Consider the following 19,645-nt stretch of genomic DNA (forward strand, 5'->3'; position numbering starts at 1 on the left):
TGATCCCGCCATGCTCAAAGCCGCGCTCCACCACCGCACTGCCTATCGCTACAGCCGCCCGATCCGGCTTGGTCCTCAGGTCATCCGCCTGCGCCCCGCGCCGCACAGCCGGACCAAAGTGCCCAATTATGCGCTGAAAATCGAACCGGCGGGGCATTTCCTGAACTGGCAGCAGGACCCGCACGGCAACTGGCTGGCGCGCATCGTCTTTCCAGAGCCAGTGGATCATTTCACGATAGAGGTCGACCTGCTGGCCGATCTCGACATCATCAACCCGTTCGATTTCTTCGTGGAACCGTACGCGGAAAATTATCCGTTCGCCTATGACGAGCAGCTGAAAACCGATCTGGCCGCCTATTTCGATGTCGAGCCGCAAGGGCCGCTGTTCGAAAAGATGGTGGACCAATATGCCGGGCATGAAAGCCGCACCGTCGATTTCCTGGTCGAGGTGAACCGCCGCCTGCAACAGCAGGTTGGCTATGTCATCCGCATGGAAGCGGGCGTCCAGACGCCGGAGGAGACGCTGGAGATCGGCACCGGGTCATGCCGCGATTCCGCCTGGCTGCTGGTGCAATTGCTGCGTCGGCTGGGCTTTGCCGCGCGCTTCGTGTCGGGCTATTCGATCCAGCTGGTCGCGGACGTCGAGCCGATCGAGGGGCCAAAGGGGGTCAGCCAGGATGTCGTCGACCTGCACGCCTGGGCGGAGGCCTATGTGCCGGGCGCTGGCTGGGTGGCGCTGGACGCGACCAGCGGCATGTTCGCGGGCGAAGGGCATATCCCGCTCTGCGCGACGCCGCATTACAAGTCCGCCGCGCCGATCAGCGGCATGGCCGAACCCGCCGAGGTCAATTTCGATTTCGCGATGACCGTCAGCCGCATTGCCGAGGCGGTGCGGATCACCAAGCCCTTCACCGACAAGCGATGGGACGCGGTGATGGCGCTGGGGGCAAAGGTCGACGCGGATTTGCAGGCGCAGGACATGCGGCTGACGATCGGTGGCGAGCCGACCTTCGTGGCGGTGGATGGCGGCGATGCGGGCGAATGGAATGGCGATGCGGTCGGCCCGACCAAGGCGGCCTATGCCGACCGGCTGATCCGCAAGCTGCGCGGCCAGTTCGCGCCGGGCGGCCTGCTGCATCATGGACAGGGCAAATGGTATCCGGGCGAAAGCCTGCCGCGTTGGGCCTATGCCGTCTATTGGCGGACGGACGGCACGCCGATCTGGCACGATGAAAGCCTGATCGCGCCCGATGATGCACCGGCAGGCGCGCGCTCCGTGACGCCCGACGACGCCCGCGCTTTCCTGAGCCATATGGCGGCCCATATGGGCTTTTCCGACGACTATACCCATGCAGTCTTTGAAGATCCGGCGGTCTGGTCGATCAAGGAATCGGAACTGCCGATCAACGCCACCACCGACGACCCCAAGATCAGCGATCCCGAAGCGCGCGCGCGGATGGTCAAGACGTTCGAGCGTGGGCTGGACCAGCCGATCGGCTATGTCCTGCCGGTGCAACGCTGGCAGTCGCAGGCGAGCACGCCTCGCTGGCAAAGCGAAATCTGGCAATTGCGGCGCGGCAAGCTGTTCGCGGTGCCGGGGGATTCGGCGCTGGGGTATCGCCTGCCGCTCGGCTCCCTGCCTTATGTGCCGCCGTCGGACTATCCCTATATCCACCCGCGCGACACTAGCGAGCCGCGCGAGCCCCTGCCCGATTTCCGGGCGCAGGTGATGCAGCAGGCCGATGTCGAGGACGTGCGCGCGCAGCAATCGCAGCGGGTCGCGGGGCCAGAGGGCGGCGCCGCTGCGCAGGACCGGGTGGAACAGGTCATTATCGAAGGGGCGGTCCGCACCGCCGTGACGGTGGAGCCGCGCGGCCATTATCTGTCGGTATTCCTGCCGCCGGTGCAGGCGCTGGAAGATTATCTGGAGCTGATCGCAGAGGTCGAGGCGGCAGCCGAGGCCCTGCGGATTCCGGTGCGGATCGAGGGCTATTCGCCCCCGCCCGATCCGCGCATCGCGGTGCTGAAAGCCACGCCCGACCCCGGCGTGATCGAGGTGAATGTCCATCCCGCATCCAGTTGGGACGAAACGGTCGCGATCACCGAACAGCTATACGCCTATGCCCGCGAATGCGACCTGACCGCCGACAAGTTCATGGTCGATGGCCGGTCGGTCGGCACCGGCGGGGGCAATCATATCGTGCTGGGCGGGCCGACGCTCAACGATTCGCCGTTCATCCGGCGGCCCGACCTGCTCAAGAGCTTCGTCCTCTACTGGCAGCGGCACCCTTCGCTTTCCTACCTGTTTTCGGGCCTGTGCATCGGGCCGACGAGCCAGGCGCCGCGCATCGACGAGGCGCGGCATGATGGCCTGTATGAACTGGAGATCGCGCTGGCGCAGGTGCCAAACCCCTTTGCCGGGGAAGGCGCGCCCCCGGCCCCTTGGCTGGTCGATCGGCTGTTCCGCAACCTGCTGGTCGATGTGACGGGCAACACCCACCGCACCGAAATCTGCATCGACAAGATGTTCTCGCCCGATGGTCCGACCGGGCGATTGGGGCTGCTGGAGTTTCGCGGTTTTGAAATGCCGCCCGAAGCGCGGATGAGCCTGGCGCAGCAATTGCTGATCCGGGCGCTGGCGGCGTGGTTCTGGCGGCAGCCGCAGCAGGGCAATCTGGTGCGCTGGGGGACGACGCTGCACGATCGCTTCATGCTACCCCATTTCGTCTGGGCCGATTTCCTTGAAATCCTGTCCGACCTGCGCGGCGCGGGCTATGATTTCGATCCCAACTGGTTCGAGGCGCAGCGGCAGTTCCGCTTCCCCATCCACGGCAGTGTCGACGCGGGCGGCGTCGGGCTGGAAATCAGCCATGCGCTCGAACCGTGGAACGTGCTGGGCGAAACCGGGGCGATCGGCGGCACGGTGCGCTATGTCGACAGTTCGACCGAGCGGTTGCAGGTCCGCGCCACGGGTCTGGTGGCCGGGCGACATATCGTTGCGTGCAACGGCCGGCAGGTGCCGATGACGGCGACGTCGGTGCCGGGCGAAGGGGTTGGCGGTGTCCGCTACAAGGCATGGGCACCTGCCAATTGCATGCACCCCAACCTGCCCGTCAACGCGCCGCTGACCTTCGACGTGCTGGACAGTTGGAGCGGCCGGTCGCTGGGCGGCTGCGTCTATCATGTCGCGCATCCAGGCGGGCGCAATTACGACACGCTGCCGATCAACGGTTATGAAGCCGAAGCGCGGCGCAAGGCGCGTTTTCAGGACCATGGCCACACCCCCGGCCCGGTCGATATGCCCGCCGCCGAACCGGCCGGTGAATTTCCGATGACGCTGGACCTGCGTTTCAGGCATCCGGGCGCGTAAGGGCGACCGGGTGGAAACCGCCATATATGCAAACTGGGCCGACGCCTATCTGGCCAATGCACCGGCGGGCGACCTGTACGCCGGTGCATCGCCCGCCATGCAGACACGCTGGCGCACGATGCTGGACCGGCTGTCGGCGCAGGCGCAGGGCGACCCGGCCATGCTGGCGGACAATGTCGCGCGGCAGGCGATCGACCTGGGCATGGCGTTCCGCCTGACCGGGGACGAACAGGAACGATCCTGGCCATTGGGGCCGATCCCGATGCTGATCGATGCGGCCGAGTGGGCGCATATCGAGCGGGGCCTGGCCCAGCGCGCCGAATTGCTGGAACAGGTGATCGGCGATATTTATGGGAGCCAGTCGCTGGTCCGCGACGGCAAGCTGCCCGCCAGCGTGATCACCGGCAGCCCGCATTATTGGCGGGTGATGAACAGCACCCCGCCCCCGCGCGGCCATCATCTGCATTTCTATGCCGCCGACATCGGGCGCGGCCCGGCGGGCGAATGGCGCGTGCTGGCCGACCGGGTACGGACGCCGGTGGGCGTTGGCTATGCGCTGGAAAACCGCCTGGCCTGGTCGCGCGCGACCGGCGACCTGCTGGGTGCGATGAACACGCGGCGGCTGGCCCCCTTTTTCGACGATCTGCGCCGGGGACTGGCCGCCGATTGCGAACGATCGGACCCGCGCATCGGTCTGCTGACGCCCGGTCGTTTCAACCAGAGCTATGCCGAACAGGCGCATCTGGCCCGGTATCTGGGCCTGTTATTGGTCGAGGGCGACGATCTGATCGTCACGGACGGGCAGTTGTTCGTCCGCACCATTCAGGGGTTGAAGCGCATCGATGGTTTGTGGCGCTGGATGGACAGCCGCTTCATGGACCCGCTGGCCTTCGACAGCAAGTCGCGCATCGGCGTGCCCGACCTGTTCGACGCCTGCGCGCGCGGCGGATTGGTGCTGAGCAACTGGCCGGGCGCGGGCGTGATCGAATCGCGCGCCTTTGCTGCCTTCCTGCCGCAACTGAGCAAGGCGCTGCTGGGCGCGGACCTGATCCTGCCCAATATCGCGACCTGGTGGTGCGGGCAGAGCGGGGAGCGCGCCTATGTGCGCGACCGGCTGGATCAACTGGTCGTCGGATCGGCCTTCGATCAGGATGTGGCGGGCCTGCCCGATGCGCGCTTCACCCCCGGATCGGCGCTGGACGTTAAGCAACGCGCCATGCTGGCCGAAGCGATGGCGCGGCGGCCGATGGATTATGTGGGGCAGGAACTGGTGAAGCTGTCCACCACCCCGGCGGTGGTCGACGGGCGCCTCACCCCCCTGCCCTTCACCCTGCGCGTGTTCGTGGCGCGCGACGCGCAGGGCCAGTGGCGGGTGATGCCCGGCGCCTTTGCGCGGCTGGCGGGCCATGGCGACATCCGCGCCGCGCTGATGGGCAAGGGCGACATGTCCGCCGACATGTGCGTGGTCGATAGCGTAGCCGTGCCGCCCGACACCCTGTTGGGCGGCGGCGCGCCCGCGATCCGGCGGATCGGCGGGATGTTGCCGGCCAAGGCGGCGGACAATCTCTATTGGCTGGGCCGCTATATCGAGCGGACGGAAATGACGCTGCGGCTGATCCGCGCCATCGTCGGCGGATCGATAGAGGCCGACCTTGGCCCGTCGGTTGCATCGCCGACGATGAACCGGCTGGTCGGGCAACTGGTGCTGTGGGGCGCGATCGCCCGTGATGGCGGCGGCCCCATCGGCCCGATCTGTGCGACCGCGCTGGGCGACGCGCGCCAATCGGGTAGCGTCCGGGCGCTGATGGCGAGCGTCGGCAATATCGGCGAAGGGCTGCGCGACCGGCTGGCAAGCGACTTCTGGCGGCTCGTTCGCCTGCCGCTGCCGACATTTGACGGCGCGGTGACCGAAACGCTGCTCGACGCATCGTCGCGCATGATCGAGCGGATTTCGGCGCTGTCGGGGCTGGCGGCGGAAAATATGGGCCGGAGCGATGGCTGGCGCTTTCACGATATGGGCCGACGGATGGAGCGGGCGATCAATGGCTGCCGCCTGCTTGGCCTGTTCGGCGGCGAAGGCGCGAGCGCGGACGACCTGACCGTCCTGCTGGACCTTAATGATAGCCAGATCAGCTATCGTACCCGCTATCTGACCGGCCCGGCGCTGCCGCCGGTGCGCGATCTTGTCGCGCTGGAGCCGTATAATCCGCGCGCCATCGTCTATCAGGCGCAGCGTCTGGCCGACCATGTCGCCGCCCTGCCGACGCTGCGCGCGGACGGCATGCCGGAGGAACCCAGACGCCTGGCCGATGCACTGGTCGCCCGGCTCAGCCCGCTGACCGGCGACATGCTGACCATCGGTGACATAGACGACGTCGAAAGCCGCCTGCTGGCCCTGTCCGACGCCATCGGCCAGCGCTATTTCCTGCAAGTGCGCAAGGCGGAAAAGGCCGATGGAGCGGACCTGCTGTCATGATCTACCATGTCCGCCACCAGACCATATTGCGCTATGCCGCGCCGATGCGGCTGGCCCGGTTCAACCTGCGCCTGCGCCCCGCGCCCTGGGCCGGGCAATGGACGTCCGACTATGCGCTGACGGTCGATCCCGCCCCCTCCACCATCGAATCGCGGCCCGGCGCCTGGCCGGTTCATGTCGCCCGGCTGGTGATCGAAAGCCCGATCCGGCAATTGACGATCGAGAGCCGTTTTCGTGTCGGCGTGGCTGACAGCGCCCCGCCCGAACCCCAGCCCGATGACCCCACCATCGGCGCGGTGGCGAACGCCGCGCTGGCCGATCGCGACATGAGCGCATCGGCCCCGGCCCTCTATCTCTACGCCTCCACCCGCGCGCCGCTGCTGCCGCAGGTTGGCGCGTGGGTCGGCGACGGGCTGGACCCGGACCGGCCAGTGGTCGCCGCCGCGCTGGCGCTGGCGCTGCGTATTCGCGCCGAGTTCGCCTATGATCCCGGCGCGACCGACGCCAGCACGCCGGTCGCCGACGCCTTTGCCGCGCGCCATGGCGTGTGCCAGGATTTCGCCCATGTCATGGTGGTCGCGCTGCGACTGGCCGGGCTGCCCGCCGCCTATGTCAGCGGCTATCTGCGCACCGATCCGCCGCCCGGCCGCCCGCGGCTGATCGGCGCGGACGCGATGCATGCCTGGGTCATGCTGTGGTGCGGGCCGACGCGCGGCTGGATCGGCTTTGATCCCACCAATGGCTGCATCACCGGCAACGGCCACATCTTCGTCGCGATGGGCCGCGACTATGCCGATGTTGCGCCTATGGACGGCCTGTTCGTGGGCGGCGGGGGGCAGAGCATCCAGGCGATGGTCGATGTCGTGCCGGAGGAAGAGTTGGCGTGACGACCAACGGGGGTGGGGTCAAACGCCAATCTTCTCGAACATCAGCATCATCCCCTTGCGCGGGCGCACGGTCAGGCGGCTGATCGGTTCGGGCTTGTAGCCGGGCCGCACCGACAGGCGATAATGGCGCAGCACGTCGGCGATGACGGTCATCACTTCCTGCTGGGCAAAGCCGGCCCCCACGCATACGCGCGGGCCGCGGCTGAAGGGCAGCCAGGCCTGCTTGATCATGTCGGCATTGGCCGGATCGTCGAACCGATCGGGATTGAAACTGTGCGGGCAGGCCCAGTTATCCTTGTTGCGCTGGGTCAGCCAGGGGGCGACGACCAGCATCGCGCCTGGGACGAGATTCTTGTCGCGCATCTGCATCGGGCAGGGCACTTCGCGCGGAAAGAAGGCGAGCGGGGGATAGAGGCGCAGCGTTTCCCTGAAAACGTTGCGCACCACGCCCATGTCCTTGAGCATCGCCGGGGTCAGGGGCGCGTCGCCCGCCACCGCCATCACTTCGGTCCGTGCGCGTTCCTGAACATGGGCGCATTCCGACAGGAGGTAGAGCGCCCAGGTCATGGTGCTGGCGGAGGTTTCATGGCCCGCCAGGAAGATGGTCGCAACCTGATCCATCACCTCCTTCAAGGTGAAATGCGCGCCCGTCTGCGGATGCCGCGCCTCGATCAGCGACTGGAGGATGTCCTTGTGCGGCGCGGGCTGTCCGGCATGGAAGGCGTTGAACCGTTCCGCCACGATCGGCGCGAACACGCCGCGAATGGCGTTGGCGGGCCGTTCCGACCAGCGTTCGAACCAGCGGTTTGGGAAGCCGTATAGGCCCAGCATGGACGCGGAATGGGAATAGCGCTGGAACCGTCCGAACGCCTGATGGATGATGAAGGAGCGCCTGGTATCCAGCGTCTGGGAAAAGAGCGTGCGAAAGATGATGTCGGCGGCCACATGGGTCATCATCGCGTCGATGTTGATCGCCTTGCGGCGGTCCATCCCGTCGATCCGCGCCAGGAACGCTGCGACCGCCTCCACCATCAGCGGCATCGTCTTGTTCATCGCGGTATGGGCGAAGGCGGGATTGATCATCGCCCGCTGATTTTCCCAGTCCACGCCATTGGCGGAAAAGACGCTGTTGCCGATCAGCGGCGACAGCCCCTTGACCAGTTCGGCATGTTTGGGAAATTCGGTCCCGCCCTTCAGGATACGGTCCACCAGCGGCAGTTCGTTGGCGATATACATGAGCTGCCCGCGCCCGCGCACCTCGCCCATCTTCATCGTATAGCTTTTTTCGAACAGCACATGAATCCAGCTGTGCCAGCCGATGAAGAAGCGCCGCAGCATCGTGCGCTTGTTGCGCGTGGGCTGGGGGAAAGGCGGGGTGAAGAGCGGTTCTGTCATGGAATCGTCCGGAAAGCGGCGATGGCATCGTCCAGGGTGCGGCGGCCCGCGGTGAGGCTGAGGAAATCGACCGGCGACAGGCGATCGCCTACTCGCAAATAGTCGAAATGCGCCTCATATTTGTTCGACCAGCCGCCATGATAATTTTCAGGATCGTAGAACAGGTGGAAGCGCGGCGAGAGCATGTCGACCCGCGCGGCATGCGTGTCGCTTTCCAGCAGTAGCGGATTGACGTTGAAATAGGCCGCGCCGTCGGGCGGGAAGCTGAGATCCACATAGCGGAAATGCTTGTCCGCCAGCGCGCGCAAATCAGCATGATACCAGCGGGCGTCCGTCCGTAGCGCCACGACCGGCACCACCTGCCCCATGCCCACCATCGCGAAATGATCCGGCAGCGCCATGCCGCGCAGGTCGAACAGGCGCCGCATCACCGACATGCCCAGGATCGTGCCCGCGCTATGGGTGAGGAACAGCACCTCGTCCCACGGTTCATCCAGTTCCTCGGCTATGCGCCGGGCAAAGGCATCGAGCCGCGCGTCCAGCGCGTCGCCCGGTCCGCCAGCGGCGAGCGTGTGGTGATAATAGGTAAAGCGCAGCAGCCATGGCACGACCAGCTTGTTGAGCCATTTGCCCGACGCCATCGCGCTGATGCCGATCCCCGCCAGCGCCGCCGCCCAGAATGGCAGCACGCTCCACAGCAGCAAAGCGGAGAGCAGCGCGAACAGCAGCGGGATCATCACCGCCAGAAAGGGTGGATAACAGATGGTCAGCACCGGACCGGCGCGCAACGCCTTCATCCGTTTGAACTGCATGAAACGGCCATGGCCGACATAGGTGGCGATGGAGCGGAAGGCGAGCGTGAGCGGGTTGCGAATCCACACCTTGCCGACCAGATCCTCCCAGCGGAGAAATTCATAGTCGGTCTCGACCCCGGCCTGTTCATTGTCGACCGACCAGATTGTCGAGACGACCGATCCCGCAGGCCCGGCGCGGCGTCCGCCCACGGTCACGCCCTCGCCCGTCAGCCGGTCATACCGACCGGCCTGGTCGCGATAGAGCTGGTGGTAAAAACGCACGCCGCGCGGATCAAAACCGCCAAGATAAAAGACTTTACGCTTGAATTTTTGCACTGCCCCGGCCCTAATCGGGTCATGAGCACACCCGAACGCGACTACTGCTATTTCATAGACCACCGTAAATACAACCGAAACATCGGCTGTAGGAAGCATGACAATGTCTATGGCATCAACGGGGGCGGCAGCGAGCGGGACCGGTGGCGCGCGGACATGGCCTTTTACCGCCATATGAAGGCCAATGGCGATCCGATGGCGCTGCCTTCGCTGATCGCCTGCCTGTGCTTCGGCTGGTTCTGCTGGAATTATCATCCGGGCAAGGGGCTGTGGCGCGGCCAGCTCTTGCGGCGCTTTGCCAAAGCGCCCAAGTGACCGGCATGACTGTTCCCCACCATGTGAAGGTCGGCCCGATCACCATCGGCAACGACCTGCCCTTCGTTCTCATTTCCGGCCCCTGTCAGATCGAAAGCCGCGACCATGCGCTGTTCATGGCCGATGCGCTGGCGCGGATCGCGGGGCAGGCGGGCGTGCCGTTCATCTTCAAATCCTCGTTCGACAAGGCGAACCGGACATCGGTGTCGGGCCAGCGCGGCGTCGGCATCGACGCGGGGCTGGCGATCCTGGCGGAGGTGAAGGCGACATTGGGCTGCCCGGTGCTGACCGACGTGCATGATGCGGGACAGGTCGAGGCCGCTGCGCAGGCGGTCGACATCCTCCAGATCCCCGCATTCCTGTGCCGCCAGACCGACCTGCTGCTCGCCGCCGGACGCACCGGCGCAGTGATCAACGTCAAGAAGGGCCAGTTCATGGCCCCATGGGACATGGCGGCGGTGGCGCAAAAGGTCGCCTCGACCGGCAATGACCGCATCCTGCTGACCGAACGCGGCGCGAGTTTCGGTTACAACACGCTGGTCAGCGACATGCGCGCGCTGCCGGTGATGGGTGAGACCGGCTATCCGGTGATATTCGACGCCACCCATTCGGTCCAGCAGCCCGGCGGCCTGGGTTCGGCATCGGGCGGCCAGCGCGAGTTCGCGCCGGTGCTGGCGCGCAGCGCGGTGGCGGCGGGCGTCGCCGCGATCTTCGCCGAAGCGCATCAGGACCCGGACAATGCGCCGTCCGACGGGCCGGTCATGCTCCCACTGGACTGGGTCGCGCCGATGCTGGCGAAGCTAAAGGCGATCGATGCAGTGGTGAAGGGGTAGGCCTCACCGTCGCCCCGGACCCTTGGGCGGGGGCAGGACAGGCCTATCTGGGCCCCCGCTATCTGCGCAAAGAAAAGCGGGATGCCGGGTCAAGCCCGGCATGACGAAAGGGAGTGCAATGAACGCCCACTTGCAGACAATAAGGCGTTCTGTGAAGATGCCCGAATGCGGTCATCGGCCTCTACTTTGATAAGCGCTGTTGTGCTTGCATCCTGTGCCCCTAAGCCGGTCTATATAGCTGCCGAGCAATGCTGGTCCGTTTCTGTCGGTGACAAGGTTGAAGGCACGGCGATTCTTTCCGCCTATTCTGGCAGTGAATGTATCGAGTGTGGAGCATCTGTGTCGGGTCATAGCTGCCCCGGCGTGGGCTTTGCGGCGGCTAACAACGCGGTAGATCAAGCCTACGACCGCATTGTGCATTCAGCGCCTGCGGATAATCTCGGTTTTGTGAGCCAAAGAGTTTTCCTATCGGGAGATGTTATTCCCAACGGAGCGACAGGTAAGCCTATGATCCGCGCAACACAATTGCGCCTCGCAGAACCGAAGTCCGCTAATCACTGATAATCGCCGAAAGCGGTCGGTCCCCCAACCACCCTTTACGGCCGAATCTGTCCCGTTCCGCGGACAATCCATTTGTAGGTCGTCAGCCCCTCCAGCGCGACCGGGCCGCGCGCGTGGAGGCGGCCGGTGGAGATGCCGATTTCCGCGCCCAGCCCGAATTCGCCGCCATCGGCAAATTGGGTGGAGGCGTTCCACATCACGATCGCGCTGTCGACCGCGTTCAGGAAGCGCGCCGCGGTTTCGGCATCTTCGGTGATGATCGCATCGGTATGATGGCTGGCATGGGCGGCGATATGGTCGATCGCGCCGTCGACGCCATCGACCAGCCGGATCGACACGATCGCTTCGAGATATTCGGTGTCCCAATCCTGCTCGCTCGCGGCGATGACGCGCGCGTCCATCGCCTGCACCGCTTCGTCGCCGCGCACTTCGCATCTGGCGTCTAGCAGCGCCTTTACCAGCGCAGGCGCGTCGCCATAGGCGCGGTCGATCAGCACCGTTTCGGTCGCGCCGCACACGCCCGTCCGGCGCATCTTGGCATTCACCACCAGCTGCCGTGCCATCGCCGGGTTGGCCGCGCCATCGACATAGCTGTGGTTGATGCCGTCCAGATGGGCCAGCACCGGCACCCGCGCTTCTTCCTGCACCCGCGCGACCAGGCTCTTGCCCCCGCGCGGCACGATCAGGTCGATAAATTCGCTGGCCCGCAGCAGCGCGCCCACGACGGCGCGGTCGGTCGTGGGAATGAGTTGCACGACGTCGGCGGGCAGGCCAGCGGCCACGATCCCCTCTGCCATCGCGCTCAGGATCGCGCGGTTGCTTTCCCTGGCTTCGCTGCCGCCGCGCAGGATGACGGCATTGCCCGCGCGCAGGCAGAGCGCCGCGGCATCCGCCGTCACATTGGGGCGGCTTTCATAGATGATGCCGATCACGCCCAGCGGCACGCGCACGCGGCTGAGTTCCAGCCCGTTGGGGCGCACGCTCTGGTCGATCACGCTGCCCAGCGGATTGGGCAGGCCCGCGACCTGCTCCACGCCGTCGGCGGTGGCGGCGACCCGGCCCGCATCCAGCTTCAGACGGTCGAGCATCGCCGGCGACAGGCCATTGGCGGCGGCATTGTCCATGTCGCGCGCATTGGCGGCGATGATCGCCGGTGCCTGGTCCCGCAACGCCTGTGCCGCGCGGCGCAGCGCATCGGCCTTTTGCTCGTCGCTCGCCTGCGCGAGGATGTGCGCCGCGCGACGGGCGCGCGCGCCCATCATCGCGATCAGCATTTCAGGGGTCTGGGTCAGGTCGTTCATCATGGGTCTCGCCACTATATGGACGGCGACCTAGCATGAAAGCATCGTGAAGCGAAGGCGGGACGTGACTGACGAACGTCTGTCTCGAAATGCGCGAAAGAGCCATTCCGGTTGCCGCACCGGCCTGACCCTTGCGAACCAAGGGCCGATGACCAGACCATGGGTCGCAAATGATCCAGCCATCGGCAGGCAGTCAGACCACCTTCCATCGTCTCTATGCAGCCGGTGGGATGCCCGCATACCCCCACGGGGTTATGGCGAGGAATATGCTCAGCTTGTGATCTTGCAGCCCTTGCTCGTCGCCATGCCGCGCAGATAGCCGCGTCTGGCAATCCCCGCCGTGATCGCCGCCTGCAAACGCCGTTCCTGCGGCGCGGCGCCGCTGATTTCCCGCACCAGCCCACGGAACGGAATGAGCGAATTGACGATCGTCTTGCCGACCGCCTCTGCAATCTTGCCCGCGCGATTCTCGTTCGCCTTGGCGCCGACGGTGAAATCCTCGCCCAGCACCGCGTTCAGTTCACCCAGCGACGCTTTCAGCCCCTTGCAGCTGCGCGATGGAGGGGGCGCATAGGGATTTTCTACCGCCTTCACCAGCACCGGCGGAATTTCGTCCTTGTCCAGGCCAATGTCGCGGACCGGCTGGCTGGCGATATTGCCCGCCTTCTTGAACGTCTCATCCTTTGGCTTTTCCGCTTCCTGCGCCAGCGCCGATGTCGAACAGAATAATAGCGCGGCCATTGCGTATAGTTTCATGATCATGTCTCCCGCCCGACAAAACCAGCGACGCAATCTTTCGGTTCCCTTGCGAAACGAGCGCGCGTCGGGGCGAGACAGGCGACGGCATCGGCGTTAAGGCAGGCCCGCTTCAACAGGAGGACAGCAGGACGTGACAGACGCACCGGTCGGCATCGCTTCGGACCAGCTTGGCGCCACCATATCCGCCCAGGGCGCGGAACTCTGGTCGCTGCGCGATGCGCAGGGGCGCGAGTTGATGACCGACGCCGACCCGCGCTGGTGGACGGGTCATGCCCCCTTACTCTTCCCCTTTGTCGGGCGGTCGCGCGGCGACGCCTATCGCCTGGACGGGCGCGATTATGCCATGCCCCAGCACGGCTTTGCCCGCCGCAGCACTTTTGCGCTGGTCGAGCGCAGCGACAGCGCCGCGACCTTCCGGCTGGAAGCGGATGCGGCGAGCCTGCTTGTCTATCCCTTCGCCTTCCGGCTCGACATGGGTTTCGCGATCGAAGGCGCGCGCCTGTGCATGACCGCGACCGTGACCAACCGGGGGGAGGCTGTCATGCCCTTTTCCTTCGGCTATCACCCCGCCTTCGCCTGGCCCCTGCCCTATGGCGGCGCGCTGGAGGATCACCGCATCATCTTTGAAAAGCCCGAACCCGCGCCGATCCGCAAGGTGGGCGCGGAACCCGGCCTGATCGCGCGGGAAGCGGTGGCGTCCCCGGTCGATGGCGACACGCTGGTCCCCAGCCATGCCATGTTCGAAGGGGATGCGCTGATCTGGGACGATCTGGCCAGCCGCTCCTTGCTCTGGGGCGTGCCGGGCCAGCCGCGCCTGAAGATCGACTTTCCCGATACGCCATGGCTGGGCCTCTGGCAGAAGCCGGGCGCCCATTATCTGTGCGTCGAACCCTGGGCGGGGATGGCCGATCTGGTCGGGTTCGAAGGGGATGTGTGGGCAAAGCAGGGCATCATCGCGTTGCCACCGGGCGAGAGCCGCGCCTTCCGCATGGACGTCAGCCTTGTGGACGTGTAACGGCGCAACCTAGATTCCGTTCGCCCTGAGCGAAGTCGAAGCCCTCCACTGAGCGAAGCCGAAGTGCCTCGCCTCCGCTCGGCATGGCCCTTCGATTTCGCTCAGGGCGAACGGCTTTATTACTCCCGACCCAGAAAATCATCATGACCATTCCATCCCGCCGCACCTTCGCGATTATTTCCCATCCTGACGCGGGCAAGACCACGCTGACCGAGAAGCTGCTGCTGGAGGGTGGCGCGATCCATCTGGCCGGTGAGGTCAAGGCACGCGGCGCGAACCGGCGTGCGCGGTCGGACTGGATGAAGATCGAGCAGCAGCGCGGCATTTCCGTGACATCATCGGTCATGACGTTCGAGCGGACGCGCGATGGCGAGACGATCACGTTCAACCTGCTCGATACGCCGGGTCACGAAGATTTCAGCGAGGACACCTATCGCACCCTGACCGCCGTCGATTCCGCCGTGATGGTGATCGACGCGGCCAAGGGTATCGAGCCGCAGACGCGCAAGCTGTTCGAGGTGTGCCGCCTGCGCAACCTGCCCATCATCACCTTCGTCAACAAGGTGGACCGCGAAGGCCGCGAGACGTTCGGCCTGCTCGACGAGGTGGCGGACCAGTTGCAGCTGGACGTCTGCCCGATGAGCTGGCCGGTCGGCATGGGCGGCGAGTTTGAGGGCATATATGACTTCGCCACCAACCGGCTGATGCAGCCCAGCGGGCCAAGCCGCGAATTTGATGGCACCCGGCACCAGTTTACCGGGCTGGACGATCCGAAACTCGCCGATTTCCTGTCGCCCGACGGGCTGGAGAAATTGCGCGAGGAGGCCGAATTGTCGCAGGGCGGCTATGCCGAATTCGACCTTGCCCGCTATCGTCAGGGAGACCTGACGCCGGTTTATTTCGGCTCCGCGCTCAAATTGTTCGGCGTTACCGAGTTGATCGACGCGCTGGCGGCCCACGCCCCGCCGCCGCGCGCGCAGCCCGCAGAACCCGCCGCCGTCGAGCCGGAGGGCAGCGAAGTCACCGGCTTCATCTTCAAGGTGCAGGCCAATATGGACCCGATGCACCGCGACCGCATCGCCTTCATGCGGCTGGTGTCGGGCAAGTTCCGGCGCGGCATGAAGCTGACGCCCAGCGGGTCGGGCAAGGCGCTGGCGGTCCATTCGCCGATCCTCTTCTTCGCGCAGGACCGCGAACTGGCGGACGAGGCCTATCCCGGCGACATTATCGGCATTCCCAACCATGGCGCGCTGCGCGTGGGCGATACGCTGAGCGAAAAGCCGGGGCTGCGCTTTACCGGCCTGCCCAATTTCGCGCCGGAAATATTGCGCCGGGTCCAGTTGAAAGACCCGACCAAGACCAAGCAGCTGCGCAAGGCGCTCGATGACCTGTCCGAAGAGGGCGTGATCCAGGTATTCTACCCGGAAATCGGTAGCAATTGGGTCGTCGGCGTGGTGGGGCAATTGCAGCTGGAAGTGCTGATTTCCCGGCTGGACGCGGAATATAAGGTCGCCGCCGCGCTGGAGCCTTCACCCTTTGATACGGCCCGCTGGATCAGTGGCGATGAGGGTGCGATCAAGGATTTCGTCGGCTTCAACGCGGCCAACATGGCCAAGGACCGCGACGGCGCGCTGGTATTCATGGCACGCAGCGCATGGGACATCGGCTATCAGCAGGAACGCCACCCCAAGCTGAAGTTCAGCGCGACCAAGGAGCGGTAATCCCCCCGGTGGCTAGGCGCTGACCCAATCCTTGCGCAGCGCCCGGCCCGCCAATGCCATGAACAGCCCGGCCAATAGATAGAAGCCCAGCGCCGCGACGATGGCATAGCGCAGCGCCTCCACGCCATAAGCAGGCGTCAGCGCGTCCGACAATGCCCCCACGCTCCAGCTGCCCAGCCCCAGCCCGACCAGATTGTTGATCAGCAGGAAACTCGCCGCCGCGCTGGCGCGCATATGGGCGGGGACAAGATGCTGCACGGCGGTCAGCACCGGGCCGAGCCAGACATAGACCAAAGCCTGCGGGATCAGGAACAGCGCAAAGGCAAAGCCCACATTGTCGGACAGCACGCCGACCACGAACAGGGGCATTCCCACGACATAGCTGATCGCAGGTACCCAGGCATAATAGGCCTTGTCCCTGTTACCCATGGCATCGCCCAGCCAGCCGCCCAGCAGCACGCCCGCCACGCCGCCGATCAGCAGCAGCGCGCCGAGAAACTGGCCCGCGCCCAACAGGTCCAGGCCAAAGCTGCGCATCAGCAGGCTGGGCAGCCAGAAGGCGACGCCATAGCCGCACATCGAACTGCACGCCGCGCCCAGCGCCAGCAGCCAGAAGCTGCGCTTGGCCGCCAATATGCCGAACACGGCGCTGACCGGCACTGCATCGTTCGCCAGTACCGGGCGTGCTGGTTCGCGCACGACCAGCCGGAACAAGGGCGCGATCAGCAGGCCAGCCACGCCGACCGCGATGAAAGCGGTGCGCCACTCGACCGCCTGCGCGATATAACCGCCCAGCAGCACGCCACCCGCCGATCCCAGGGGGATGCCCAGCGAATAGATGGACAGCGCCCGCGCGCGCTGATGCGTCGGGAAATAGTCGGAGATCACGGCATAGGATGGCGCGACGCCGCCTGCCTCCCCCACGCCTACGCCGACGCGAAAAGCGAACATCTGCCAGAAGCTGCCCGCCATGCCGCACAGCGCGGTAAAGCCGCTCCATACTGCAAGGCTGACGGTGATCACCCAGGTCCGGCTGGTCCGGTCGGCCAGCAACGCCAGGGGAATCGCCAGCGTCGAATAGAGCAGCGCAAAGGCGATCCCGCCCAGCGCGCCCAATTGCCCGTCGGTGAGGCCCAGTTCCGCCTTGATCGGCCCGGCGAGGATGCCCAGAATCTGCCGGTCGAGGAAGTTGAAAGTGTAGACGAGCAGCAGCATCGCCAGCACGACACCGCGATAGGCGGGGGAAACGGGGGGAGAGGCGGAGGGAACCGTTCGGTCTGTCATATATGCTCCTTACGCCCCTTGCCGCACAGCAAAAGCGTGTTCCCGCGCAGGCGGGAACCCGGTCCCGCCCCTGGAACCGGATTCCTACCCGCGCGGGAATACCGAACCTAGAACTTCACCGTTCCGGTCACGAACACCTGCCGCGGATTGCCGTAGAACGCGGTCAGCGTGCCTTCGCGGCCCAGCGTGGGAGTGGGAAAGCCCGCGGCATTGTTGACAATCGCGCCGGTCGTCGCATTGGCCGCGACGAAGGTATAGCCCGACGTCTTATATTCCTTGTCCAGCAGGTTCTTGCCATGCAGCCCCAGCGTCCAGCGGTCGTCCGGCGCGGTGTAGACGATGCTGGCGTCCCACAGGGCATAGCCCTTCTGGTCGATATAGGGGTTGGGGATTTCAAACTGATAGGTCTTGCTGCGCCACGATACGGTGCTGCCCGCATAGAGGTTGCCGTCGCCGACCGGCGTGGTGTAGCCGAGCGTGCCGCTGGCGGTCCATTTGGGGGTATTCTGCACCTTGCGGAACGCGGCCACATCGGTCGGCACCCCGCCGATATTGGTCACATATTCGCGATATTCCGCATCGATATAGCCCACCGCCGTGGACAGGCTCAAACGGTCACCACCCGTCAGGAAATCCTGCGCCAGCCGCGCGTTGCTTTCAAATTCCAGCCCCTTGAACCGCGCCTTGCCCGCATTGGACACGACACCGCAGAAGGATGGCGTCGGCACGCCGCCCACGCTGACGGTGCAGGCGACCGAGCCGGGGATCTGCACGTCGTTATAGTCGGCATAGAAGCCCGCGACCGCGACATAGAGCGCGCCGTTCATGAAGTTGCCCTTATAGCCCACTTCATAGCTTTTGACGCTTTCAGGACGGAAGCTCAGGAACGACGCGATCTCGCTATCTTCGCGAATGCCGTTGCCGTTGAGGTCGGGCGCATTGGTGCCCACCCCGCGCGGATCGAAGCCGCCGCCCTTGAAGCCCTGCGCATAGCTGGCATAGATATTGTGGTCGGGCGTCGGCTTGTAGCTGATCGAGACACGGGGCGTGAACTTCTTATATTCGCGCTGGCCGTTGAAATCGGTGCTGGGCGCGCCGAACGCCACGCCTGCGCCGCCAAAGACGGGCGATCCGCCACCCAGATAATTCTGCCGCAAAATGTCGGCGCGGCGCTTGTCCCAGGTATAGCGACCGCCCGCCGAAATGCTCAGCTGCTGCGAAATGTCGAAAGTGAAGTCGCCGAACACGGCATAGGTTTCCGTGTCGACATCGGCCTGGGTAAAGGCGGTCAGGCCAGCAACGGTCGTGAACAGCCGCACGTCGAACGCGGTATCGGCCTTGGCATCCAGATAGTAGAAGCCAAGCATGCCATGCAGCGGGCCGCTGTCATAAAGAAGCTGGAATTCCTGGCTCAGCTGCTCGTTGAAGTAAAAGGCCGGTACGTCGACATCGACGGCGGGCAGCGCGTCGAAATCGATCGGCGATGCGCTGTCATCCTTGCGCCACGCGCTGATCGACCGCAGCGTCACCGCGTCGGACAGTTCGGCCGTGATGTTCATCGATAGCCCGTAGGACTTCACATATTGCTTGGGGTCGGCAAGGCCGCCGCGCGTGTCGAATACGTCGTCCAGCACCGGCGCGCCCGACAACTGGCCGGGAATCAGGCGGTGGCCGCCGCGCGCATTGCTGTTATCCTTGGTATAATCGCCGGTGATCCGCATCAGCACCGGCTGGCCATAGCCGCCCATTTCGAACGTGCCGCGCGCGGCCCAGACATCCTTGTTGTAATTATCTTCGCCGGTGGTCAGATTCTTGCCAAAGCCGCCGCGCGACAGGCGGGCGAGTGCGCCGCCGACCCGGATCATGTCGCCGACCGGGGCCGACACGCTGATGATGCCATCGGCCTGATCATAGGTGCCGTAGCTGCCCTTGATCTTGAGCGCGAAGTCCTGCGGCAGCATCTTGGTCACATATTTGACCGCGCCGCCGATCGTGTTGCGGCCATAGAGCGTCCCCTGCGGCCCACGCAGCACCTCGATCCGATCGACATCATAAATGTCGAGGATCGCGCCCTGCGGCCGGTTGAGGTAAACATCGTCCAGATAGATGCCGACGCCCTGTTCAAAACCGGACACGGGGTCCTGCTGGCCCACGCCGCGGATGAAGGCGGTCAGCGTCGAATTGGTGCCGCGCGATGCTTCCAGCGTGGTGTTGGGCGTGAAGTTGGCGAGATCGGTAATGTCGATCGCGCCCTGGCTTTCCAGCTTCTCCCCGGAAAAGGCGCTGACTGCGATCGGCACGCTGACCAGCGTTTCCTCGCGGCGGCGGGCGGTGACGACGATCGCGCCTTCGCTGTCGTCCACGGCGGCTTGCGGCGCGTCCTGCGCGAGCGCGGGCAGGGCCAGCGCCCCGGTCCAGGCGGCGGAGGCAAGGGCGAGAGCGCGGATGCTGTGATGAGCCTTCATGAGCGGAACCTCTCCTGAATGATGCGCCCGTTTGGCGGGTCGCCATGTGTCTTGACCGATTCGATAATGAAAGTTGAACCAGCTTTCAACTTCAAATATGGAGCAGGCTATCGATGCGACCAGATTGCGCTAA

At 65.2% G+C, this 19,645-nt stretch carries 13 protein-coding genes; 7 read left to right on the forward strand and 6 right to left on the reverse strand.

The window, feature by feature from the left end; genetic code table 11:
* Positions 1–10: 10 nt before the first annotated feature.
* From AC07X9_RS11740 to AC07X9_RS11750, 3 genes are read left to right on the forward strand one after another with little or no spacing between them, the layout of a single operon-like run.
* Entirely contained in the window at positions 11–3,370 is a 3,360-nt protein-coding gene (locus tag AC07X9_RS11740) for a transglutaminase family protein (protein WP_017181151.1), read from the forward strand.
* A 10-nt stretch (positions 3,371–3,380) separates the two neighbouring features.
* Positions 3,381–5,846 (forward strand): circularly permuted type 2 ATP-grasp protein, encoded by a 2,466-nt coding sequence (locus tag AC07X9_RS11745; RefSeq protein WP_017181152.1) that lies wholly within the window; start codon positions 3,381–3,383, stop codon positions 5,844–5,846.
* Positions 5,843–6,733, forward strand: coding sequence for a transglutaminase family protein (locus AC07X9_RS11750; RefSeq protein WP_017181153.1), 891 nt, complete (start codon positions 5,843–5,845; stop codon positions 6,731–6,733). Before AC07X9_RS11745 ends, AC07X9_RS11750 begins: the two co-directional genes overlap by 4 nt.
* An 18-nt stretch (positions 6,734–6,751) precedes the next feature.
* Here the strand turns inward: AC07X9_RS11750 and AC07X9_RS11755 are convergent, their stop codons facing one another.
* Positions 6,752–8,128: a cytochrome P450 gene (locus AC07X9_RS11755; RefSeq protein WP_017181154.1), complete on the reverse strand. Its 1,377-nt coding sequence runs from the start codon at positions 8,126–8,128 to the stop codon at positions 6,752–6,754.
* Positions 8,125–9,258: a hypothetical protein gene (locus AC07X9_RS11760; protein WP_017181155.1), complete on the reverse strand. Its 1,134-nt coding sequence runs from the start codon at positions 9,256–9,258 to the stop codon at positions 8,125–8,127. Before AC07X9_RS11760 ends, AC07X9_RS11755 begins: the two co-directional genes overlap by 4 nt.
* Before the next feature lie 21 nt (positions 9,259–9,279).
* On the opposite strand from AC07X9_RS11760, the gene AC07X9_RS11765 reads away from it, so the two are divergent.
* The gene (locus AC07X9_RS11765; RefSeq protein WP_017181156.1) at positions 9,280–9,573 is read left to right on the forward strand and encodes a hypothetical protein; all 294 of its coding nucleotides are present in this window, start codon (positions 9,280–9,282) and stop codon (positions 9,571–9,573) included.
* A gap of 5 nt (positions 9,574–9,578) precedes the next feature.
* On the forward strand, positions 9,579–10,406 hold the full coding sequence (gene kdsA / locus AC07X9_RS11770; RefSeq protein WP_026002064.1) for a 3-deoxy-8-phosphooctulonate synthase: 828 nt from the start codon (positions 9,579–9,581) through the stop codon (positions 10,404–10,406).
* Positions 10,407–11,002: 596 nt separating this feature from the next.
* On the opposite strand, the gene AC07X9_RS11775 is transcribed toward kdsA, so the two are convergent.
* Together AC07X9_RS11775 and AC07X9_RS11780 are read right to left on the reverse strand one after the other, a co-directional pair.
* The gene (locus AC07X9_RS11775) at positions 11,003–12,268 is read right to left on the reverse strand and encodes a glutamate-5-semialdehyde dehydrogenase (RefSeq protein ID WP_026002065.1); all 1,266 of its coding nucleotides are present in this window, start codon (positions 12,266–12,268) and stop codon (positions 11,003–11,005) included.
* Between the two features lie 270 nt (positions 12,269–12,538).
* Positions 12,539–13,024 carry a hypothetical protein gene (locus AC07X9_RS11780; protein WP_026002066.1) on the reverse strand — a complete coding sequence of 162 codons (486 nt, stop codon included), beginning with the start codon at positions 13,022–13,024 and terminating at the stop codon, positions 12,539–12,541.
* A 133-nt stretch (positions 13,025–13,157) separates the two neighbouring features.
* On the opposite strand from AC07X9_RS11780, the gene AC07X9_RS11785 reads away from it, so the two are divergent.
* A complete protein-coding gene (locus tag AC07X9_RS11785) occupies positions 13,158–14,042 on the forward strand; it encodes an aldose 1-epimerase family protein (RefSeq protein ID WP_017181160.1) in 885 nt (294 codons plus the stop codon).
* Positions 14,043–14,185: 143 nt separating this feature from the next.
* A complete protein-coding gene (locus AC07X9_RS11790; protein WP_017181161.1) occupies positions 14,186–15,763 on the forward strand; it encodes a peptide chain release factor 3 in 1,578 nt (525 codons plus the stop codon).
* A gap of 12 nt (positions 15,764–15,775) precedes the next feature.
* On the opposite strand, the gene AC07X9_RS11795 is transcribed toward AC07X9_RS11790, so the two are convergent.
* Together AC07X9_RS11795 and AC07X9_RS11800 are read right to left on the reverse strand one after the other, a co-directional pair.
* Positions 15,776–17,047: a spinster family MFS transporter gene (locus tag AC07X9_RS11795; RefSeq protein ID WP_026002067.1), complete on the reverse strand. Its 1,272-nt coding sequence runs from the start codon at positions 17,045–17,047 to the stop codon at positions 15,776–15,778.
* 107 nt (positions 17,048–17,154) lie between these two features.
* The gene (locus tag AC07X9_RS11800; protein ID WP_017181163.1) at positions 17,155–19,512 is read right to left on the reverse strand and encodes a TonB-dependent receptor; all 2,358 of its coding nucleotides are present in this window, start codon (positions 19,510–19,512) and stop codon (positions 17,155–17,157) included.
* Positions 19,513–19,645: the final 133 nt, after the last annotated feature.

This window comes from Sphingobium sp. GW456-12-10-14-TSB1 (genome assembly GCF_059424385.1).

Excerpts from the sequence above, each read along its gene's own strand:
- AC07X9_RS11740 (WP_017181151.1), top strand. The coding sequence starts at position 11 with ATGCTCAAAGCCGCGCTCCACCACCGCACTGCCTATCGCTACAGCCGC.
- AC07X9_RS11750 (WP_017181153.1), top strand. The coding sequence starts at position 5,843 with ATGATCTACCATGTCCGCCACCAGACCATATTGCGCTATGCCGCGCCG.
- AC07X9_RS11755 (WP_017181154.1), bottom strand. The coding sequence starts at position 8,128 with ATGACAGAACCGCTCTTCACCCCGCCTTTCCCCCAGCCCACGCGCAAC.
- AC07X9_RS11765 (WP_017181156.1), top strand. The coding sequence starts at position 9,280 with ATGAGCACACCCGAACGCGACTACTGCTATTTCATAGACCACCGTAAA.
- kdsA (WP_026002064.1), top strand. The coding sequence starts at position 9,579 with ATGACTGTTCCCCACCATGTGAAGGTCGGCCCGATCACCATCGGCAAC.
- AC07X9_RS11775 (WP_026002065.1), bottom strand. The coding sequence starts at position 12,268 with ATGAACGACCTGACCCAGACCCCTGAAATGCTGATCGCGATGATGGGC.
- AC07X9_RS11780 (WP_026002066.1), bottom strand. The coding sequence starts at position 13,024 with ATGAAACTATACGCAATGGCCGCGCTATTATTCTGTTCGACATCGGCG.
- AC07X9_RS11790 (WP_017181161.1), top strand. The coding sequence starts at position 14,186 with ATGACCATTCCATCCCGCCGCACCTTCGCGATTATTTCCCATCCTGAC.
- AC07X9_RS11795 (WP_026002067.1), bottom strand. The coding sequence starts at position 17,047 with ATGACAGACCGAACGGTTCCCTCCGCCTCTCCCCCCGTTTCCCCCGCC.
- AC07X9_RS11800 (WP_017181163.1), bottom strand. The coding sequence starts at position 19,512 with ATGAAGGCTCATCACAGCATCCGCGCTCTCGCCCTTGCCTCCGCCGCC.